This is a genomic window from Streptomyces sp. NPDC087787 (assembly GCF_044743035.1).
Taxonomy (GTDB): domain Bacteria; phylum Actinomycetota; class Actinomycetes; order Streptomycetales; family Streptomycetaceae; genus Streptomyces.
This window is the reverse complement of record NZ_JBIUVQ010000001.1, coordinates 69,194-88,813: the sequence shown is the minus strand read 5'-3', so window position 1 is coordinate 88,813 and position 19,620 is coordinate 69,194. Positions and strand designations below refer to the sequence as shown.

At 72.9% G+C, this 19,620-nt stretch carries 15 protein-coding genes; 4 read left to right on the top strand and 11 right to left on the bottom strand.

Annotated elements, in window-relative coordinates; genetic code table 11:
- Positions 1 to 92: 92 nt before the first annotated feature.
- From ACIOWN_RS00400 to era, 4 genes are all read left to right on the top strand, one after another.
- Positions 93 to 1,085, top strand: a complete 993-nt coding sequence (locus ACIOWN_RS00400) for a PDR/VanB family oxidoreductase (RefSeq protein WP_362347327.1) — start codon at positions 93 to 95, stop codon at positions 1,083 to 1,085.
- A gap of 28 nt (positions 1,086 to 1,113) precedes the next feature.
- The gene (locus ACIOWN_RS00395) at positions 1,114 to 2,319 is read left to right on the top strand and encodes a cytochrome P450 (protein ID WP_362347325.1); all 1,206 of its coding nucleotides are present in this window, start codon (positions 1,114 to 1,116) and stop codon (positions 2,317 to 2,319) included.
- A gap of 278 nt (positions 2,320 to 2,597) precedes the next feature.
- The gene (locus ACIOWN_RS00390; protein WP_362347323.1) at positions 2,598 to 3,959 is read left to right on the top strand and encodes an MFS transporter; all 1,362 of its coding nucleotides are present in this window, start codon (positions 2,598 to 2,600) and stop codon (positions 3,957 to 3,959) included.
- Positions 3,960 to 4,049: 90 nt separating this feature from the next.
- Positions 4,050 to 5,003 carry a GTPase Era gene (gene era / locus ACIOWN_RS00385; protein WP_362347321.1) on the top strand — a complete coding sequence of 318 codons (954 nt, stop codon included), beginning with the start codon at positions 4,050 to 4,052 and terminating at the stop codon, positions 5,001 to 5,003.
- A gap of 226 nt (positions 5,004 to 5,229) precedes the next feature.
- Here era and ACIOWN_RS00380 read toward each other — a convergent pair whose 3' ends face one another.
- From ACIOWN_RS00380 to ACIOWN_RS00330, 11 genes are all read right to left on the bottom strand, one after another.
- Positions 5,230 to 7,335 (bottom strand): glycoside hydrolase family 31 protein, encoded by a 2,106-nt coding sequence (locus ACIOWN_RS00380; RefSeq protein ID WP_401979495.1) that lies wholly within the window; start codon positions 7,333 to 7,335, stop codon positions 5,230 to 5,232.
- A 180-nt stretch (positions 7,336 to 7,515) separates the two neighbouring features.
- Complete coding sequence (locus ACIOWN_RS00375; protein WP_401980210.1) at positions 7,516 to 8,637, bottom strand: carbohydrate kinase family protein; 1,122 nt, start codon at positions 8,635 to 8,637, stop codon at positions 7,516 to 7,518.
- 177 nt (positions 8,638 to 8,814) lie between these two features.
- Entirely contained in the window at positions 8,815 to 10,104 is a 1,290-nt protein-coding gene (locus tag ACIOWN_RS00370) for a glucarate dehydratase family protein (RefSeq protein ID WP_362347318.1), read from the bottom strand.
- Entirely contained in the window at positions 10,101 to 11,066 is a 966-nt protein-coding gene (locus ACIOWN_RS00365; RefSeq protein WP_401979492.1) for a 5-dehydro-4-deoxyglucarate dehydratase, read from the bottom strand. The genes ACIOWN_RS00370 and ACIOWN_RS00365 overlap by 4 nt, the downstream gene beginning before the upstream one ends.
- 97 nt (positions 11,067 to 11,163) lie before the next feature.
- Complete coding sequence (locus ACIOWN_RS00360; RefSeq protein WP_362347314.1) at positions 11,164 to 12,192, bottom strand: adenosine deaminase; 1,029 nt, start codon at positions 12,190 to 12,192, stop codon at positions 11,164 to 11,166.
- A gap of 21 nt (positions 12,193 to 12,213) precedes the next feature.
- Positions 12,214 to 13,119 carry a ribonuclease Z gene (locus tag ACIOWN_RS00355; RefSeq protein WP_362347312.1) on the bottom strand — a complete coding sequence of 302 codons (906 nt, stop codon included), beginning with the start codon at positions 13,117 to 13,119 and terminating at the stop codon, positions 12,214 to 12,216.
- Positions 13,120 to 13,125: 6 nt separating this feature from the next.
- Complete coding sequence (locus ACIOWN_RS00350) at positions 13,126 to 13,479, bottom strand: histidine triad nucleotide-binding protein (protein WP_362347310.1); 354 nt, start codon at positions 13,477 to 13,479, stop codon at positions 13,126 to 13,128.
- Positions 13,480 to 13,655: 176 nt separating this feature from the next.
- Positions 13,656 to 16,799 (bottom strand): S41 family peptidase, encoded by a 3,144-nt coding sequence (locus ACIOWN_RS00345; RefSeq protein WP_362347765.1) that lies wholly within the window; start codon positions 16,797 to 16,799, stop codon positions 13,656 to 13,658.
- Positions 16,800 to 16,980: 181 nt separating this feature from the next.
- Entirely contained in the window at positions 16,981 to 17,556 is a 576-nt protein-coding gene (locus tag ACIOWN_RS00340; protein ID WP_401979489.1) for a hypothetical protein, read from the bottom strand.
- A 125-nt stretch (positions 17,557 to 17,681) separates the two neighbouring features.
- Positions 17,682 to 18,422: a 16S rRNA (uracil(1498)-N(3))-methyltransferase gene (locus ACIOWN_RS00335; protein ID WP_362347307.1), complete on the bottom strand. Its 741-nt coding sequence runs from the start codon at positions 18,420 to 18,422 to the stop codon at positions 17,682 to 17,684.
- Positions 18,419 to 19,507 (bottom strand): nitronate monooxygenase, encoded by a 1,089-nt coding sequence (locus ACIOWN_RS00330; RefSeq protein WP_362347305.1) that lies wholly within the window; start codon positions 19,505 to 19,507, stop codon positions 18,419 to 18,421. The genes ACIOWN_RS00335 and ACIOWN_RS00330 overlap by 4 nt, the downstream gene beginning before the upstream one ends.
- Positions 19,508 to 19,620 lie beyond the last annotated feature (113 nt).

Genomic DNA, 19,620 nt, shown 5'->3' with positions numbered 1-19,620 from the left:
GGGGAAAGGCGCTCCGCGCTACCTAACATTCCCGCACCGGTGCGACACGGTTCGCCCGGCCCCCGAGGACCACGTGAGAAAGCAGGCTTCAGATGGGCGGACTCAGTGCGCGCGCGGACCGCCGCGGCGTCGGGCCCAGCACCCGCGAGGTGATCGCGGAACGCGTGGACCGGATCGCCGACGGTGTCGTCTCCCTGGTCCTCGTGACCCCGGACGGGTCGCCCTTCCAGCCGTGGGAGCCCGGCGCCCACATCGACGTCCACCTCGGCGGCCAGTACGTGCGGCAGTACTCCCTGTGCTCCTCCCCCGACGACCTGTCGCACCTGCGTGTCGCCGTCCTCGACGTCCCCGGCTCGCGGGGCGGCTCCCGCTGGATCCACGGGAACGTACGCCCCGGCGACACGCTGGAGATCTCCGAGCCGCGCAACAACTTCCCGGTCAGGGACTCCCGGAAGTACCTCTTCCTGGCCGGCGGCATCGGCATCACCCCGATCATCCCGATGATCGAGCGGGCGGCGGAGGCGGGCAAGGACTGGCGCCTGGTCTACGGCGGACGGTCGCGCGGCAGCATGGCCTTCGCCGAGCGGCTCGTCGGTACGTACGGCGACCGGGTCGACATCGTCGCCGAGGACGAGCGCGGCCGCATGGACCTGGCGGGCGTGCTGGCCCTGCCCCGGGCCCACATGCTGGTGTACGCCTGCGGGCCGGGCGGGATGCTGCGCGCGGTCGAGGACCTGTGCATGGGATGGCCGCCCGGCTCGCTGCACACCGAGCGGTTCGCGGCGACCGCGCTGGGCCCCGGGTCCGTGGCCGAACCGTTCGAGGTCGAACTCGCACGCAGCGGGAAGACCGTTTCGGTGCCCACCGACCGCACGATCCTGGAGGCGGTCGAGGACGTCGGTGTCCGCGTGCTGTCCTCGTGCCGGCAGGGGCTGTGCGGCACCTGCGAGACCACCGTCGTCTCGGGCGAGCCGGAGCACCGGGACGCGGTGCTCACCCAGGACGACCAGGACGGGGGCGCGACCATGATGATCTGCGTCTCCCGTGCGGCGGCGGGCTGCGGCCGACTCGTCCTCGATCTGTGACAGACCGGCACCGAAAGAGGTTCCCTTCATGACCATCGCACCTGCCGACGGCGTCGTCACGCTCCCGGACGACCCCTTCTCCCCGGCGAACATCGCGGACCCCTACCCGATGCTGACCCGGATGCGCGAGGCCGGCCCCGTGACCTGGCTGGAGAAGTGCGGCGCGTACGCGGTCGCCGGCTTCGAGGAGGTCTACGAGGTCCTCACCGACTTCGAGACGTACTGCTCCTCCGGCGGTCTCGGCCCGCGCGACATCCGCGAGGACGCGGGATGGCGCCCGCCGAGCATCCTGGAGTCCGACCCGCCAATCCACACGGTCATGCGGCGCGCGCTGACCGGCGTCATCAACCCGGCGACGGTACGGCCGCTGCGGGAACGTTTCACCGGACCTGCTGAGGAGATCGCCGACGAGCTCGTCGCCCGCCGCGAGTTCGACGTGGTCAAGGACCTGGCGGAGAAGTATCCGCTGCGGGTCTTCCCCGACGCGGTCGGCATCCCCCAGGAGGGCCGGGAGAACCTGCTGCCCTACGGCAACATGGTCTTCAACGCGTTCGGCCCGCAGAACGAGATCTTCGACCTGGCCTTCGCCCACGCCGACGAGCACAGCGCCGCGATCCTGCGCAACTGCGCCCGGGAGAACCTCGACGACACCGGCTTCGGGGCGCGCGTCTGGGACCGCGTGCAGGACGGTCTGATCACCGCCGAACAGGCCGCGCTCCTGGTGCGTGCCCTACTGTCCGCGGGGGTCGACACCACCGTCTTCGGGATCGGCAACACCCTCGCCTGCCTGGCGCGCACGCCCCGGGCGTGGGCGGCACTGCGCGAGGATCCCTCCCTCGCCAAGTTCGCCGTGGACGAGGCGCTGCGCCTGGAGTCCCCGTTCCAGAAGTTCCACCGGACGACCACGGCGCCCGGCGTGCTGGGCGGCGTCCACATCCCGGCGGGCGCCAAGGTGCTGCTGTTCATCGGCGCCGCCAACCGCGACCCGCGCAAGTGGGGCGCGAACGCCGACACGTACGACCTGGACCGGCAGGCGTCCGGCCACGTCGCGTTCGGCATGGGGCTCCACCAGTGTGTCGGGCAGCCCATCGCCCGGCTCGAGATCGAGCTCGTACTCAAAGCCCTCGCCGCCCGCGTCGACACGATCGAACTCACCGGCGAGCCGGTCCCGCTGACCCACAACGTCCTGCGCGGATTCGCCTCCCTGCCCGTCCGGGTCACGCCGCGGTCCTGACCACCGCGCCACCCCTTCTCCGTTTCGTCCGGCCCTCTGTCCCAGCCGGCCCCTCTGTCCCAGCCGGCCCTCTCGCCCCGTCCGGCCGTCTCCCGGCCGCGCGGCCCTTTCCGTCCCGTCCGGCCAAGGTTCAGGCCTCGCGTCCCGTACCGGCCCCGTGCCCGCCGACGGGCGCGGGTCACGGCTTCCAGGAGCCGTCGGCAGCCCGCCGGCGGCTCCGCCCCTCCCTCTTCGCTCCCAGCGGTCCGTTCGCGACCGTCTCCGCTCCGGAGGCTTCCATGACGCAACACCTCGCCACGCCGCCATCGGCCCCATCGGTTCCGGACCCCGCGGACCCCCGCCACTGGACCCCCAGGAAGCGCACGTCCTACGGCTGGCTGACGGCCGTCCTGCTGCTGGTCCTGATGATGATCAGCTGGGCCGACAAGGCCATCCTCGGCATCGTCGCCGTACCGGTGATGCGGGATCTGCACATCACCCCCGAGCAGTTCGGTCTGCTCGGCAGCGCGGTGTTCTTCCTGTTCGGTGTCGCCCAGCTGGTCGCCGCGCCCATCGCCAACCGTGTGAAGTCGAAGTGGATCCTGCTGGCCCTGTGCCTCATCTGGGCCTTCGCCCAGGTGCCGGTCTTCGTCTTCGCGTCGCTGCCCGCCCTCTGGTTCAGCCGGGTCCTGCTGGGCGCCGGCGAGGGCCCGCTGGCCCCGATGATGATGCACGCCGTCTACCAGTGGTTCCCGAAGAAGAAGGGGGCCACGCCCGCGGCTCTCGCCGCCTCCGGCGTGACGCTCGGCATCGTCTGCTTCGCGCCCGTGCTCTCCTGGATCGCGGCCGACTACGGCTGGCAGGCGACCTTCGTCTTCCTCGCGTTCATCGGCGTGGTGTGGGCGGCGCTGTGGCTGGTGCTGGGGAAGGAGGGGCCCTACACCTCGGAGCGGGCCGAGCACGAGATGGAGGGGACGGCGCCCGTCGAACCCGGCCGCACCGCTCCCGTCGCGCGGCCCGTGAAGTACCGGCGTTCCTTCCTCACCCCGTCGTGGCTCCTCGCCGTGCTCTGCTCCTTCCTCGGCTACTGGACCTTCGCCCTGGCCACGTCGTGGCTCCCCACGTACTACGAGAAGGTCATGGGGTACGGCACCCAGCAGGCCGGATCGATGATCGTGTTCCCCGCGCTCTGGGGCACCGTCGCCACGGTCGGGCTCAGCTGGATCACCCAGGTCCTCGACGGCCGCGGTGTCCCGACCCGGGTCTCGCGCGGGGTCGTCCTCTCCTCCGCCACCGTCTTCAGTGGTCTCACCCTGCTCCTCGGCGCCCTCGTCCCCGACGACACCGTGCGCATCGTCGCCTTCACCTTCGGATTCGGCACCGCTCCGGCCCTGTTCGCGGTGACCTACCTGGTCGCGGCCGAGATGACCACGGTCGGCCAGCGCGGCGCCGTCCTGCAGGTGACCAACGCCCTGCTCAGCACCGGCGGCCTGTTCGCTCCCGCCGTCACCGGCTTCCTGGTCGGCTCGGCGGCCACGAGCGCGCTGGGCTTCACCCACGCCTTCGTGCTCACCGCCGTGCTGCTGCTGGCCGTGGGCGCCCTGTCGATGGTCTTCATCAACCAGCAGCGGGATCGTGCCCGGCTGGGCCTCGCCGACTGACCACGGGCCGCCCCGGCCGGGTCTCCGGCCGGGGCGGCCCGTACCACCGGTGGTACAGACAGGGCTTGTCGATCAGGGACAATGGGCGCCATGAGCGTTCGCAACCAGTCATCCGAGCAGTCCGTCGCGGCTTCCCATCGGGCCGGCTTCGCCTGCTTCGTGGGCCGCCCCAACGCGGGCAAGTCCACCCTCACGAACGCTCTGGTCGGGCAGAAGGTGGCGATCACCTCGAACCGGCCGCAGACGACGCGGCACACCGTGCGGGGCATCGTCCACCGCCCGGAGGCACAGCTGATCCTGGTGGACACGCCGGGCCTCCACAAGCCGCGCACGCTGCTGGGAGAGCGGCTGAACGACGTCGTACGGACCACCTGGGCCGAGGTCGACGTGATCGGCTTCTGCCTGCCGGCCGACCAGAAGATCGGCCCCGGTGACCGGTTCATCGCCAAGGAACTGGCCGGCATCAAGAAGACGCCCAAGGTCGCGATCGTCACGAAGACGGACCTGGTGGACTCCAAGGCGCTCGCCGAGCAGCTGATCGCGGTCGACCAGCTGGGCAAGGAACTGGGGATCACCTGGGCGGAGATCGTGCCGGTGTCGGCGACGGCGAACAAGCAGGTGGACCTGCTGGCCGACCTGCTCGTCCCGCTGCTGCCCGAGGGGCCCGCGCTCTACCCCGAGGGCGACCTCACGGACGAGCCCGAGCAGGTCATGGTGGCCGAGCTGATCCGGGAGGCGGCGCTGGAGGGTGTGCGGGACGAACTTCCGCACTCCATCGCGGTGGTGGTGGAGGAGATGCTGCCCCGTGAGGACCGGCCCGCGGACAAGCCGCTGCTCGACATCCACGCCAACGTGTTCATCGAGCGTCCGAGCCAGAAGGGCATCATCATCGGCCCCAAGGGCAAGCGGCTGAAGGAGGTCGGGATCAAGTCCCGCAAGCACATCGAGGCGTTGCTGGGGACACCGGTGTTCCTCGACCTGCATGTGAAGGTCGCGAAGGACTGGCAGCGGGACCCCAAGCAGCTGCGCCGCCTCGGCTTCTGAGAGCCCCTGGTAACTCAGGGCTCTCCCCCGGGGCTCCGCCCCCGGCCCCGGCAAGGGGCTCCGCCCCTGCACCCCCGCTTGCCCACCCGCCCACCCGTCTCGCTGGGGTGAGGGGTCCCGTCCTGGGGCTCCGCCCCGGACCCCGGCGGGGGCTTCGCCCCCTGCACCCCCGGCTCCAGCCGCCCCAGGACTCTGCCCAGGCTCCCTGCGAGGGGGGCGATCCCCCTCAACGCAGGGCCTTCAGGGCCTTCTTCGCGGCCTTCGCCTTCAGGTTGATGAAGACCGGGGTCGTGTTCAGGGGGGTCGTGTAGGCCGGGAGGGTGCGGGGGCCCTGGACGGTGCGGGCGTGGGTCACGTCGTACCAGGTGCCCGGGGGCAGGTGGACCGGGCGGCTGGGGGCGTCGGTCAACTGGGGGGCCGCCAGGATCGCGGGGCCCAGCATCCACTCGTCGGTGACCGTGTACGCCCGCTCGTCGTGCGGGAAGTCGAAGAAGAGCGGGCGCATGATCGGGTCGCCGGTGCGCAGCGTGTCCCCGACCTGGTCGCGGATGTAGGGGGCGAGGCGGCCGTGGCGGGCGATGGCCTCGCGGTAGAGGCCGGTGGTCCGCGCGTCGTACACCACCTTCCGGCCGGTCGTCACATCGACGGTGCCGACGGGTGACGTGGAGGAGTACATGAGCGGCATCAGCGACGCGGCCTGGGCCCAGCGGACCAGGACCTCACCGGTGGGGGCGGGCTGACCGCTGGAGCCGCCGATCATGTCGGTGGTCACGAAGGGGTAGCCGATGGTGGAGATGGCGAGGTTCTGCGTCACGGCGGCCCGCAGGGAGTTCCACCCGGTGCCCTTGTCCAGTTGGCGGGTGACGAACCCGGCCCGGTGCGCGGTGGTGTCCCAGTGGACGCGGATGCCGACGCCCTGGAGATCGAACTCGTCGGCGAGCCGCGCGCCGAGGCGCTGGTAGTCGGTGGGCTGGTAACCGGCGCGGGGAACGCACCGCTCGTCGAAGAAGCGGGTGTCGAACTTCAGCCCGTCGACGCCGTAGGTGCTCATCAGGCCGCGGAGCCGGCCCTCGTACCAGGCCCTGGCCTCCGGGTTGGCGAGGTCGACGATCCCGGCGGTGCCGTTCCACCAGGTGGCCCGGCACGGCTCGGCGGGATCGGCGGCGGTGCCCAGCAGATAGCCGTGGTCGGCCGCGTACCGGTACTGGTCGGAGTCCAGGTTGATCCACAGCGTCACCCAGAGGCCGAAGTCGAAGCCGAGGCCGTGGATCCGGCGGGACATCGCCCCGGGGTCCGGGTAGGCCTTCGGGTCGAAGGTCATGTTCCCGTAGTCGGACTCCCATTTGTCGTCGAGCTGGAGCGTGTGCCCGGTGATCCCGTGGTCGTGCAGGTCCTGGGCGTAGCCGAGGAGCTTCGCCTGGTCGACGTGGGTGTAGAACTGCGCCCAGGAGTTCCACACCGGCTCGGCGTACTGCCGCGGGGTGGCGTCGCTCTTGTCCGGCCTGCCGACGACGCCGACGTAGTCGCGGTAGACGTCCAGCGGCGTGGACTCGACGAAGACCGTGGCCCGGTAGGGGTCCGCGGACTCGATGTCGAAGCGGCCGAGGCCGTCCTCGTCCTGGTTGATGGCCACGTTCATGACGTGCCCGGTGTCCACGTGCAGTCCGGCCGCGGAGGACGTGTACCAGAACGGGTCGACCATGTAGTAGGAGGCGGGCCCGAAGGCCGGGTCGGCGACCTGTCCGCTGTCGAGCGGCCAGGGCTGGTCGGTGGCGGGGCCGCCGTGCGGGGTCCGGGTCTCGCCGTGGCCGTACCAGTGGCCGGCGGAGGACAAGTCGTAGGCGAGGCCGAGGCGTTCGGGGGCGGCGCCGACGACCTGCCAGTCGAGCCGGTAGCGGTCGGCGGACGGGGTGACGTGGGCCCGTACGGTGACGCCGGGCGCCGTCGTGGCGGCGGTGAGGGTGAGCGTGCCGTTCTTCCAGGTCCAGTCGGTGACGCGGGTGGCGTGCCGCCATGTGCCGGCGGTCCGGAAGCGCAGTGCTCCGGTGTCGCCGCCTGCGGTGGCCAGAACCGTGCCGCCCGAACGGCTGGTCGTCAGGGCGAGTTGATTCCTCGTCACCCGTAATGCGTAACCAGGGGTGGTGCGGTCCGCCGGTACGGTCAGGGTGAGCTGGTCCGCGGAGTGGGTGAGCCGGGGCGCGGACCGGTCGGCGGCGGTCCCGGTCAGCGTCCGCGCCCGGGCCGGTTCCGGCGCGGTCAACGCGACGGGCAGCGCGAGGACAAGGCCGAGGACGGCGAGGAGTACTCCGGGGCTGCGTGAGGGTCTGCGCACGACGCGTGTCCTTCGGCGGTGGGAGTCAGGAGGCCGGAGCTGCTTGCCTCACCGTGCTCGGTCGCGCCGATGATCGGGCGGCGGACGTCACCTGTCAACGACCTTCCCGGCCATGTCGTGGGCGGCTCGGCACGCGACCTGACCGACACGCGACCGCGCCGGTCGGGCCGGTCACACCGGTCACGCCGGCCTGCGGAACCCGATCGTCGGCACGGCCCGGCGCCGTGGCCACGGCTCGACGCTCGCCTCGGGAATCAGGGCCTCGAGGAACGCGTACCGCCGCAGGGCCGCCGGGTCCTGGCCCTCGACCGACTGCACCCGGCGCCACCAGGCGGCGATCTCGGACCAGCCGGGGGCCGACAGGGAGCCGCCGAACTCCTGCACGGACAGGGCGGCGGTGAGGCCTGCGAAGGCGAGCCGGTCGGCCAGCGGCCAGCCGGCCAGGGTGCCGGTGACGAAGCCGGCGACGAAGACGTCGCCCGCGCCGGTCGGGTCGAGGGCCTCCACCGCGATGGCGGGCACCTCGGCGCTCTCCCCCGTGCGCCGGTCGACCGCGTAGGCGCCCTCGGAGCCGAGGGTGACCACCGCGAGCGGTACGTACGCGGTGAGCGCGTGCGCGGCGGCGCGCGGACAGTCGGTGCCCGTGTAGCGCATGGCCTCCTCGGCGTTGGGCAGGAACGCCTCGCAGTGCTCCAGGTCGGGCAGACCCGCCAGGTCCCAGGCGCCGCTGTCGTCCCAGCCGACGTCACCGAAGATGCGCGTGCCCTCGGCCGCGGCCTGGGCGATCCACGGGGAACGCCGGCCCGGCGTCAGGGAGGACACCGCGGCCCGCGCGCGGGGCCGGCACGCCGGGGCGCCCTCCTGGAGGAACACGGCCTCCGGGGGCGGCTCGTGGCCGTGCGAGACCATGGTGCGCTCGCCCTCGTACGCCATGGAGACGGTGACCGGCGAGTGCCAGCCGGGCACGGTGCCGGACGGGGACAGGTCGATGCCCTCGCCCTGTTCCAGCGCGTCCCAGCAGTAGTCGCCGTAGTGGTCGTCGCCGAAGGCCGCCGCCAGGGACGTCCGCAGTCCCAGACGGGCCAGCGCGGTCGCCATGTTGGCGACCCCGCCGGGGCTCGAACCCATCCCGCGCGCCCAGGACTCGGTCCCGCGCACCGGGGCGGATTCGAGTCCGGTGAAGACGATGTCGAGGAAGACGGTGCCCGTGAGGTACACGTCCCAGGGCGGGTCGTCCGCCGAGCGCAGTCCGGCCAGCGGGTCGACCGGGTGATCGACGTGGGCGTGCGGCGCCCCGACGATGTACTCCCGGCCGTCCCGGTCCTCCCGGCCGTCCCGGTCCTCCGGGTACTCCGGTCCCGCTCCGGCGGACGTGTTGGACGCGGTCACGGTGCGCTCCCTGACGTGGTGCTGGTCCGGCCAGTGTGCACCAGAGCGCCGACGACACGTCGGCGCTCGCGCCGGGGAGGTCCGCCGCGCCTACCAGCGGGGGGTCGCCGGGGCGGTCCAGCCCGGTTCGGCGACGCGCATCGCCGCCGCGTCGTCGCGGTCGCGCAGCCGGCCGTCGTCCTCGGCCCAGCGGCGGTGCAGGAAGGCCAGCCTGTCCCGGTCGAGTTCGACGCCGAGACCGGGGCCGTCGGGGACGGCGACCCGGCCGCCGTCGAAGGTGAGCCGCTCGGTCAGGACGTCCTCCGACTGCCAGGGGTAGTGGGTGTCGCAGGCGTGGTGCAGGCCGGGCACGGTGGACGCCACGTGGGTCATGGCGGCGAGGCTGATCCCCAGGTGGGTGTTGGAGTGCATCGACACGCCGACGCCGAAGGCGGCGCACAGGGCCGCGAGTTGCTGGGTGTTGCGCAGGCCGCCCCAGTAGTGGTGGTCGGAGAGGAGCACCTGCACCGCGTTCGAGGTGAACGCCTCCTTGATCTCGGCGAACGTCGTCACGCACATGTTGGTGGCCAGCGGCACGCCGGTCCGGGCGGCCACCTCGGCCATGGCGGGCGTGCCGAGGGCGGGGTCCTCCAGGTACTCGAGGACGTCCCCGAGCTGCCGGGCCACCTCCACGGAGGTCTCCACCGACCAGGCGCCGTTGGGGTCCAGCCGCAGCGGGTGCCCGGGGAAGGCCTCCGCGAGGGCCCGTACGGCGGCGATCTCCTCCTCGGGCGGGAAGACGCCGCCCTTGAGCTTGAAGGAGGTGAAGCCGTGGCGCTCGGTGAACGCGCGCGCCTGCTCGACCACCCCCGCCGGGTCGAGCGCGGCGCCCCAGTCGTCCTTCTCGCAGGCGACGCCCTCCGGATGCCCGGCCCACTTGTAGAAGAGGTAGGCGCTGTACTCGACGGAGTCGCGCACCTTGCCGCCGAGCAGCGCGTGCACGGGCAGGCCGAGCGCCTTGCCGAGGGCGTCCAGGCAGGCGACCTCGAAGCCGGACAGGACGGACAGGCGCAGTTTGTCCGCGGTCTGGACGCCGCGCAGCCCGCCGACGTCGACGGCGTTCTCCACCCGGGAGGCGTCCACGGCGAGATCGAGGCCGAACAGACCGTTCAGGTCGGTGACCCGGCGTCCCGTCAGCCGGTCGGCGAGCGGGCGGGCCAGCTCCAGGTACTTGGTGTCGCCGTAGGTCTCGCCGTATCCGGTGATGCCGTCCGCCGTCACCACTTCCACGATCAGGCGGGGGGTGTACGGCTGGTGGACGCCCTGGGTGTTCAGCAGCGGCGGGTCGGCGACCAGGATCGGGGTCAGCCGTACCTCGGTGACGGTCAGGTCGCCGGTCACAGGGCGGCTCCCACCATGTCGAGTCCCGCGGAGAGCAGTTCCCGCAGGTCGGCCAGGTCGGCGGGCGAGGGTTCGGTGAGCGGGGCCCTCACGGGTCCGACGGGGCGGCCGCGCAGCCGGGCGGCCGCCTTCACCAGGGACACGGAGTATCCGGGCACCCGGTCGCGCAGTTCGACGAAGGGGACGTAGAAGTCGCGCAGCAGTCTGTCCGCGGAGCCGGCGTCGCCGGACCGCAGCGCGGCGAAGAAGGCGTTCGCGATCTCGGGGGCGAAGGCGTGCACGGCGGAGGAGTAGGCGGCCACGCCGACGGTGGCGTAGGCGCGGGCCTGCATCTCGGCGGTGGGGGCGCCGTTGAAGAACAGGAAGCCCTCGGGGGCGGCGAGGGTGAGCCGCTGGAGGGCGTCGAGGTCGCAGCGGCCGTCCTTGAGGCCGATGACCGAGGGGATCCGCACGATGCGCCGGAACGTCTCCAGGCCGTACGCCACCTGTCCGCGCTGGTAGGCGATGAGCGGCAGCCGGGTGCGGGCGGCGAGCTGTTCGAGCTGGGCGGCCAGTCCGTCCTGCGGGGCGGCGACGAGGTAGTGCGGCAGGACGAGGAGCGCGTCGGCGCCGGCCTCCTCGGCGATGCGCGAAAACCGCGTGGCCTGCGCCCAGCCGTAGCCGGTGCCCGCCACCACGGGCATCCGGCCCGCCGCCTCCTCGACGGCGATCGTGACGACCCGGCGGTACTCGTCCTCGTCCAGGGAGAAGAACTCGCCGGTGCCGCAGGCCGGGAAGAGGGCGCCGGGTGCGGTGGCGAGCTGGGCGGCCAGGTAGGCGCGGCAGCCGTCGGGGTCGAGCGAGCCGTCGTCGTGGAACGCCGTCAGTGGGAAGGACAGCACGCCGTGCGCCATCCCGTCCCGCAGTCTGCGCACCACATCGGACGGACCCGCGGTGTTCGTCTCCGGACTCACCCTGGCCATCTCCCCACATAGACGCCATCCACGTATGGGAACGGAGTTTAGAAACGCGAACATGCTGCGTCAACGGGCATGCGCGGAGGGGTCGTTGGCGGAGGACCTAAGGGAACTCGTACGCCTCGACCTCGGCGAGGTACCGGCGGCGCCGCTCCTCGTCGTGTTCCAGGAAGGAGGCCAGGAAGGAGTTGCGGGCCAGTTCGCGCAGCCGGTCCTTGCCCAGGGCCAGGGTGTCGCGCACGGCGTGGAAGTTGTCGCCGACGTAGCCGCCGAAGTAGGCCGGGTCGTCGGAGTTGAGCGTGCACAGCAGGCCGGCGTCCAGCATGGCGGGCAGCGGGTGGTCGGCCAGCGTGTCGACCGCGCGGAGGCGGACGTTCGACAGGGGGCACACCGTCAGCGGGATCCGGTCGCGCACCAGGCGGGCGACCAGCTCCGGGTCCTCCATGCAGCGCAGCCCGTGGTCGACGCGCTCGACGCCGAGCACGTCGAGGGCCTGCGCGATGTACTCCGGCGGGCCCTCCTCGCCGGCGTGCGCCACGCGCCGCAGCCCGAGGGCGGCGGCGGCCTCGTACACCTCGCGGAACTTCGCCGGCGGGTGACCCGCCTCGGCCGAGTCGAGGCCGATCCCGGTGATCCGGTCGAGGTACGGCTTGGCGGCGTCCAGGGTCTCCATGGCCGACTCGGCGGACTCGTCGCGCAGGAAGCACATGATCAGTTGGGTGGAGACGCCGTGTTGCTCCTCTCCCCCGCTCTCGGCTTCGCTCGAGCGGGGGGACCCCCACCGGCCCAGCGCCCGCCACAGCCCGTCGACGACCGTGCCCATGTCGACGCCGCGGGAGAGATGGGCCTGCGGGTCGAAGAAGATCTCCGCGTGCCGCACGCCCTGCGCGGCGGCCCGCGCGAGATAGGCGTCGGCCAGGTCCTCGAAGTCCCGCTCGGTGCGCAGGACGGCCATGAGCTCGTAGTACAGGTTCAGGAAGGACTGGAGGTCCTCGAACCGGTAGGCCTCACGGAGCGCTTCGGTGTCCGCGTACGGCAGTTCGACGCCGTTGCGCGCGGCCAGCTCGAACGCGAGCTCCGGCTCCAGGGTGCCTTCGATGTGCAGGTGCAGTTCGGCTTTCGGCAGAGGCATCGGAACATCGTACGTCCCTGGTCAGCGCCGTTTCGGGACCGGCACTCTGAGCAGGTCGTACGCCACGGTCAGCTCGCCGTCGAACCCTGCCGCGCGTGCCTGCCGCTCGAACTCCTCGGGCCCGGTGTACCGCTGGCTGAAGTGGGTGAGGACCAGATGCCGCACACCGGCGTCCCGCGCCACCCGCGCCGCCTGACCGGCCGTCAGGTGGCCGTGCTCGACGGCCAGCGGCTCGTCCTCGTCGAGGAAGGTCGACTCGATGACCAGCAGGTCGCAGCCCTCGGCGAGCGCGTGCACGCCCTCGCACAGCCGGGTGTCCATGACGAACGCGAAGCGCTGTCCCGGCCGCACCTCGCTGACGGCCTCCAGCGGGACCCCGGCCAGGGAGCCGTCGCGCTGGATGCGGCCCACGTCCGGGCCCTTGATCCCGTGCGCGGCGAGCCGCTCGGGCAGCATGCGACGCCCGTCCGGCTCGACCAGCCGGTAGCCGAAGGACTCCACCGGGTGGGAGAGCCGGCGGGCCTCGAAGGTGTACGCCGGGGTGGTCGCGAGGACGCCGTCGGCGTCGACCGGGACCTCGGTGAGCCCGACCGTCTCGCGGTAGGCGGTGGCGTAGCGCAGGCGGTCGAAGAAGCGCTTGCCCGAACGCGGGTAGTGGGCGGTGATCTCGTGCGGCACCCGGTCGAGGTTGATCCGCTGGATCACCCCGGCCAGGCCGAGGCTGTGGTCGCCGTGGAAGTGGGTGACGCAGATCCGGTTCAGGTCGTGCGCCGCGACCCCGGCGCGCAGCATCTGGCGCTGGGTGCCCTCGCCGGGGTCGAACAGGATGCCCTCGCCGTCCCAGCGCAGCAGGTAGCCGTTGTGGTTGCGGTGGCGGGTGGGCACCTGGCTCGCGGTGCCGAGGACGACCAGTTCACGTACGGACACGACGGCCTACCCGGGGGGCCACTGAAGGCCGCGGCCGCCGAGGACGTGGGCGTGGGCGTGCCAGACGGTCTGGCCCGCGCCGGAGCCGGTGTTGAACACGATGCGGTAGCTGTCCAGCTTGTCCTCGTCGGCGATCGTCTGCGTCTCGCGCAGCACGTCCGCGGCGAGGGCGGGGGCCTCGGCGGCGAGGGCCGCCGCGTCCTTGTAGTGCGCCTTGGGGATCACCAGGACGTGGGTGGGTGCCTGGGGGTTGATGTCGCGGAAGGCGATGGTCGTCTCCGTCTCGCGGACGATCGTGGCCGGGACGTGTCCCGCGACGATCTTGCAGAACAGACAGTCGTCCTGGGGTTCCCCTGCCATGCGGTGCCTCCTCGGTCTGATCCAGTACGGGCATGTTACCGAGCGCCGCTTTCCGGGTTGCCCGGTGTTTCCCCGGTGGGGGCGGGCGCGCAGCCCGGCGCTTGCGGAGTGCCGCCCGCGCCCGCCCGTGCCGCCCTGGGGGTCCCCCTGCGGGGGTAGGCACTTGTGCCCGCGGCTTATGGCAGACCGGGCGGAGTCTTCGCCGGTGTTGTCTCCAGGGCCTCCAGCGCGACGCGGATCGCCTCGTCCAGGGGGGCGTCGAGGGCCGCCGCGTGGTCCTGCGGGCGCTGGGCCACCTCGATGTCCGGATCCACGCCGTAATTCTCCACGCCCCACCCCTGACCCTCCAGCCAGAAGGCGTACTTGGGCTGGGTGATCAGCGTGCCGTCCACCAGGCGGTAGCGGCTGTCGATGCCGATCACGCCGCCCCAGGTGCGGGTGCCGACGACCGGTCCGATGCCGAGCGCCTTGATCGCCGCGTTGACGATGTCGCCGTCGGAGCCGGAGAACTCGTTGGCGACGGCGACGACCGGACCGCGGGGCGCGTCCTGCGGGTAGCTCTCCGGCCGCATGCCGCGCGGCAGGTCCCAGCCGACGATCCGCCGGGCCAGTTTCTCCACCACGAGCTGGGAGGTGTGGCCGCCGCGGTTCTCGCGGACGTCGACGACGAGTCCCTCGCGGGCCACCTCCACGCGCAGATCGCGGTGGATCTGCGCCCAGCCGAGGGCCTGCATGTCCGGCACGTGCAGATAGCCGAGGCGGCCGCCGGACCGCTCGTGGACATGGGCCCGGCGGTCGGCCACCCACGCGTGGTAGCGCAGGGGCTCCTCGTCGGCGACGGGGACCACGACCGCGTGCCGCGGGTCGCCCCCGCCGGCCGGCAGGACGGTCAGCTCGACCGGCTTGTCCGCCGTGCCGACCAGCAGCGGGCCGGGTCCGGACACCGGGTCGACCGGCCGCCCGCCGACCGCGACGATCGCGTCCCCGGCGCGCACCGCGACACCGGGCGCGGAGAGCGGGCTGCGCGCGTGCGGGTCGGAGGTCTCCGAGGGCAGGATCCGGTCGATGCGCCAACTGCCGTCCTCGTGACGGGAGATGTCCGCGCCGAGCAGCCCCTGCCGGGCGCCGTGCCCGTAGCCGCCGGCCGGTATGACGTAGGCGTGCGAGGTGCCCAGCTCGCCGTGCACCTCCCACAGCAGGTCGACCAGGTCGTCGTGGGTGGCGATCCGGTCCAGGACGGGCCGGTAGCGGTCGAGGACGCCGTCCCAGTCGACGCCGCCCATGTCCGGCCGCCAGAAGTGGTCCCGCATGACGCGGCCGGTCTCCTCGTACATCTGCCGCCACTCGGCGGCCGGGTCGACGGTCTGCCGGACGCGGCCGAGGTCGACGGTGATGTTGGAGTCGCTGTCCTCGTCGCCGGAGGCGCGCCGGTCGCTGGGCACGACCTTCAGCTTGCCGTCCGTCCACAGCAGGACCCGCTTGCCGTCGCCGCTGACCGCGAAGTGGTCGGCGTCGGCGGCGAGGTGCTCGATGCGCTGCTGGAGGAGGTCGTAGCGCTCCAGCTCGGTCTTCGGGTCGGGGTCGTCGGGCGTGGCGCGGGAGGCACCGAGGACTCCGCGCACCGGGTGCCTGAGCCAGAGCACTCCGTCCTTGGCGGCGCGCAGGTCGGAGTAGCGGGCGGCCTCGACCGGGAAGGGCACGATGCGGTCGGCCAGGCCCTCCAGGTCGATCCGGGTCGCCGGGACGCCCTCGCTGTCCGGGGTCTCCTCCTTGTCGGGCGTCTCGAAGGGCCGGCCGTGCCGCTGCGGGCCGAACGGCGAGGGGGTCGCCGCGGCGAGCGTGATCAGGTGCGGGCGGGAGCTCTCGACGAACGCCAGGTCGAAGACGTGCTCGTCGTAGACCGGGTCGAAGGAGCGGTGGGAGAGGAACGCGAGGTGCTTGCCGTCGAGGGTGAACGCGGGCGCGTGGTCCCGGAAGCGCAGCGGGGTGGCGTCGGTGACCGACAGGTCGGTGGTGTTGGCGAGGCGGAGCTGGCTGAGGGGGCGCGGGCCGGGGTGCGACCAGGCCAGCCAGGCGGAGTCGGGGGAGAAGGCGAGGTCGCACACGTCCCCGTGCTCGCTGCGGTCGACCTCGCGCACCTCGCCGCTCTCGCGTTCGACGAGCAGTAGCCGGCCGTCGTGGGAGGCGACGGCGACGCGGCTGCCGTCGGGGGCGGTGACGAGTTCCAGGACGCGGCCCAGTTGCCCGGCGCCCAGCCGGCGCGGGGTCGCGCCGGGCGCGAGTCCGGTGGCGGGCGCGAACTCCAGGGCGTCGTCGCCCTCCGCGTCCGTCACCCACACCACCCACTCCTCGCCCTCCGCGCGGAAGGTACGCGGCAGCCGGGTGCGTACGCCGGGCTCGGCGGCGAGCGCGCGGGCGGGACCAAAGCGGTGGGTGACCCAGTGGACGGCACCGCGCACGGCGACCGCGCTGCCGCGCGCGGTGTGGTCGGGGGACGCCGAGCCGAACCAGTGGGAGGCGCTCAGCGGATAGGGCTGCAGGTCCACGCGCGGCCCGCCGAGCCGGACGTCGATCCGGCGCGGCTCGGCGCCGTCCAGGTCGTCGAGGAGCCACAGTTCACCGGCGCTGGAGTAGACGACCCGGGTGCCGTCGGTGGCCGCGTGTCGCGCGTAGAACCCCTCCAGGGGGGTGTGCCTGCGCAGGTCCGAGCCGTCGGCGAGGGAGGAGTACAGCGCTCCGGTGCCCTCGTGGTCGGAGAGGAACGCGATCCTGTCTCCCACCCACAGCGGGTATTCGAGGTTGCCGTCCAGCGCCTCGTGCAGCCGGACGAACTCCCCCGTGTTCTCACGGTCGATCCACAGCTTGCCCGCCGCGCCGCCCCGGTACCGCTTCCACCAGGCCGCCTCGCGGCCCATCGGCGCGGACAGCAGCACGGTGTGCGGGCCGTGGGCGACATCGCCGACGGGCCCGTACGGCAGGGTGGTGGCCGGTCCGCCATCGAGCGGGACGGCGCGTGCCCAGGTGCGGCGGAGGCTGGCCTGGCCCTGGGTGCTGAGCGCGAGGACCTCGCCGTCCGGGGTCCAGCCGCGCACCTGTGTCCTCGTACTCCCCCAGTACGTCAGGCGTCTGGCGGGGCCGCCGTCGACCGGGGCGATGTGCGCCTCGGGTGCGCCGTCGCGGGTGGAGGTCCAGGCGACGAAGGCGCCGTCGGGCGAGATGCGGGGGTGGTTCACCGGCACGTTGTCCGCGCTGACCCGCCAGGCCCGGCCGCCGTCCAGCGGCGCGAGCCACACGTCGTCCTCGGCGGTGAAGGCGACCAACTCGCCCCGCAGGTGCGGGAACCGGAGATACGAAGACGAGGCGGACGAGGCAGACGACACGGACGACACGGACGCGGGCGACGATGTGGGCTGAGTCACGTGATCACCCTACGCAGGGGCGGCGGCCACGGACAGGGGGCGAACGGCCTCCCCGCGCGCGCGAACCGGCGGCCGTGCGGTCTCACTTGCCGCGCACGGGCCAGCAGGTGGGATCGCCCTGGCACCAGATCGTCCGCGTGACGGTCACCGTGACCCCCGGCTGCGGCTGCCCCTGGGGGGGCCGGTAGGTGACGGGAGGCCGGTACGTCGGCCCGGTCGTGGCGTCGCAGTCGCCGAGGCCGCGTACGTGGAACCACTCCTTGCCGCCCACCGTGGCGGTCAGGTCCCCGCGCACGCAGGCTCCGTCGACGGCCCGGGTGACCTTCCCGGTGACGGTGATCCTCCGGCCGTCCTTCGTCTCGCCCTTGCAGTCCACGGAGACCATGGTGATCTCGGACGCCGAAGGCGCCGGACTCCCCGCAGCGCGTGTCCGGCCTCCGTCGTCGTCCCTGCCCGTGCAGCTGAGCCAACTCACGGATGCATGCCGCCGGTTCAGTTCCGCCGTCGCCGTCCTGTCGGTCGTGTGCGCCGCCGAGGCCGCGCTGAGCCCGCCGGGATCGCAGGCGACGGCGCCGCCCGCGGCGACCACCGCGAGCACCGTCACGGCCCTCACCCGCCGCCCGTGCGGCAGGCGCCGAATCCGCCTCAATGCCCCCATGTACGGCAGCCTGCCACCGCCGCGCCCGGGACGGTAGAGCGCATATGGCCACGCGCGCGCCGCGCACGCCCGCGCTCATCCGGCCGGCCTCGGGACGTGCCGGGCCGGTCGGGGCGAGCGGCTGATCAGGACCAGCGGCCGGTACGGCCCAGCAGCAGGGCGGTCGCCGCCGTGCCGGCGGTCGAGGTGCGCAGCACGGTGGGCCCGAGCACGTACGGCTTCGCGCCCGCGTCCCGGAACTGTGCCAACTCCTCGGGGGACACCCCGCCTTCAGGGCCGACGACCAGCACGATCTCGCCCCGGGCGGGGAGTTCGGCGGTGGCCAGGCGTTCCTCGCCGCTCTCGTGGAGCACGGCGGCGAAGTCGGCTCCGGCCAGAAGTGCGGCAACCTGTTTGGTCGTCGCCGCGTCCGCGACCTCGGGGAAGCGCACCCGACGGGACTGCTTGCCGGCCTCGCGGGCGGTGGCGCGCCATTTGCCGAGCGCCTTGAGACCCCGGTCGCCCTTCCACTGCGTGATGCAGCGGGAGGCGGACCACGGCACGATCGCGTCCACGCCGACCTCGGTCATGGTCTCCACGGCGAGTTCACCGCGGTCGCCCTTGGGCAGCGCCTGGACGACGGTGATACGGGGGGACTCCGGCGGTTCCTCGACGAGGGCCGCCAAGTCCGCGATCACCAGCCGGTCCTTGCCCTCGGCCGCCTTGACCACGCCCTCGGTCCAGCGCCCGCGGCCGTCGGTGAGCACCACGTCCTCGCCCGGCCGCAGCCGCTTGACCGAGACCGCGTGCCGCCCCTCGGGGCCGTCCAGCACGAACTCCGTGCCGACCAGGTTCAGTTCGTCGACGACGAACACCGGCGCGGTCATCGCGCGTCACCTCCTGCCGCCGGGCCGGCCGCCAACGCCGTGCGTGCCGCGTCGAGTTCGGCGAGCAGTACCTCCACGAGCCGACCGGCGGGCAGTACGCGGGCCATCCGGTGGCCCTGGCCCGCCCACAGCGCCATGCCCTGCGCGTCCTTCGCCTTGGCGGCCGCCTTGCGCAGCGGCGCGGTGAGGTGGTGGACCTCCGGGTAGGCGGCGGGCGCGTAGGGGCCGTGCTCCCGCATGAAGCGGTTGACCAGTCCGCGGGCCGGCCGCCCGGAGAACGCCCGGGTCAGCTCCGTACGCGGGAACACCGGGTCGGTGAGGGCCTCCTTGTGCAGCTTGTGCGCGCCGGACTCGGGGGTGGCGAGGAAGGCCGTGCCGAGCTGGGCGGCACTGGCGCCCGCCGCGAGCACGGCGGCGATCTGGCTGCCGCGCATGATGCCGCCCGTGGCGATGATCGGCAGGGCGACCGTCTCACGGATCTGCGCGACGAGTGAGAGCAAGCCGATCCCGGCGCCGTCCTGCTCCGGCAGGTCGCGGTGGGTGCCCTGGTGGCCACCGGCCTCCACGCCCTGGGCGATCACCGCGTCCGCGCCCGACCGGTCCACGGCGAGGGCCTCCTCGGTGGTGGTGGCGGTGGCGAGGACGAAGGTGCCGACCCGGTGCAGGGAGTCCACGACCTCCCGGGCGGGCACACCGAAGTGGAAGGAGACCACCGGCACCGGGTCCTCGAGGAGCACGGCGAGCTTGGCGTCGTAGCCGTCGTCGCGTCCGGACTCCGGGTCGCCGAGTTCGGTCTCGTACCAGCCGGGCTCGCCGGCGAGCTGGTGGGCGTAGAGGTCGACGGCGCCGGTCTCGGCGCTCTCCGGCTGCGGCATGAACACGTTGACGCCGAAGGCGCGGCCGGTCAGTCCGCGAAGCTGCTTGATCTCCTGGTACATGCCGTCGGCGGTCTTGTATCCGGCCGCGAGGAATCCCAGCCCGCCGGCGTCGGACACCGCCGCGGCGAGCGGCGGCACCGCGGGACCGCCCGCCATCGGCGCCTGCACGATCGGGTGCGGGAAGAGATCGGTCAGTGCGGAGGACATGACGGCATGTTGTCACGTCCTCCGGACGAGTCCGAATCCGGGCGACCTCCGGCATATGCCGGAGGAATCCCCCTTCCCACCCCAGTCAGGCGTCAGCGACCGTTGGCTGTGAC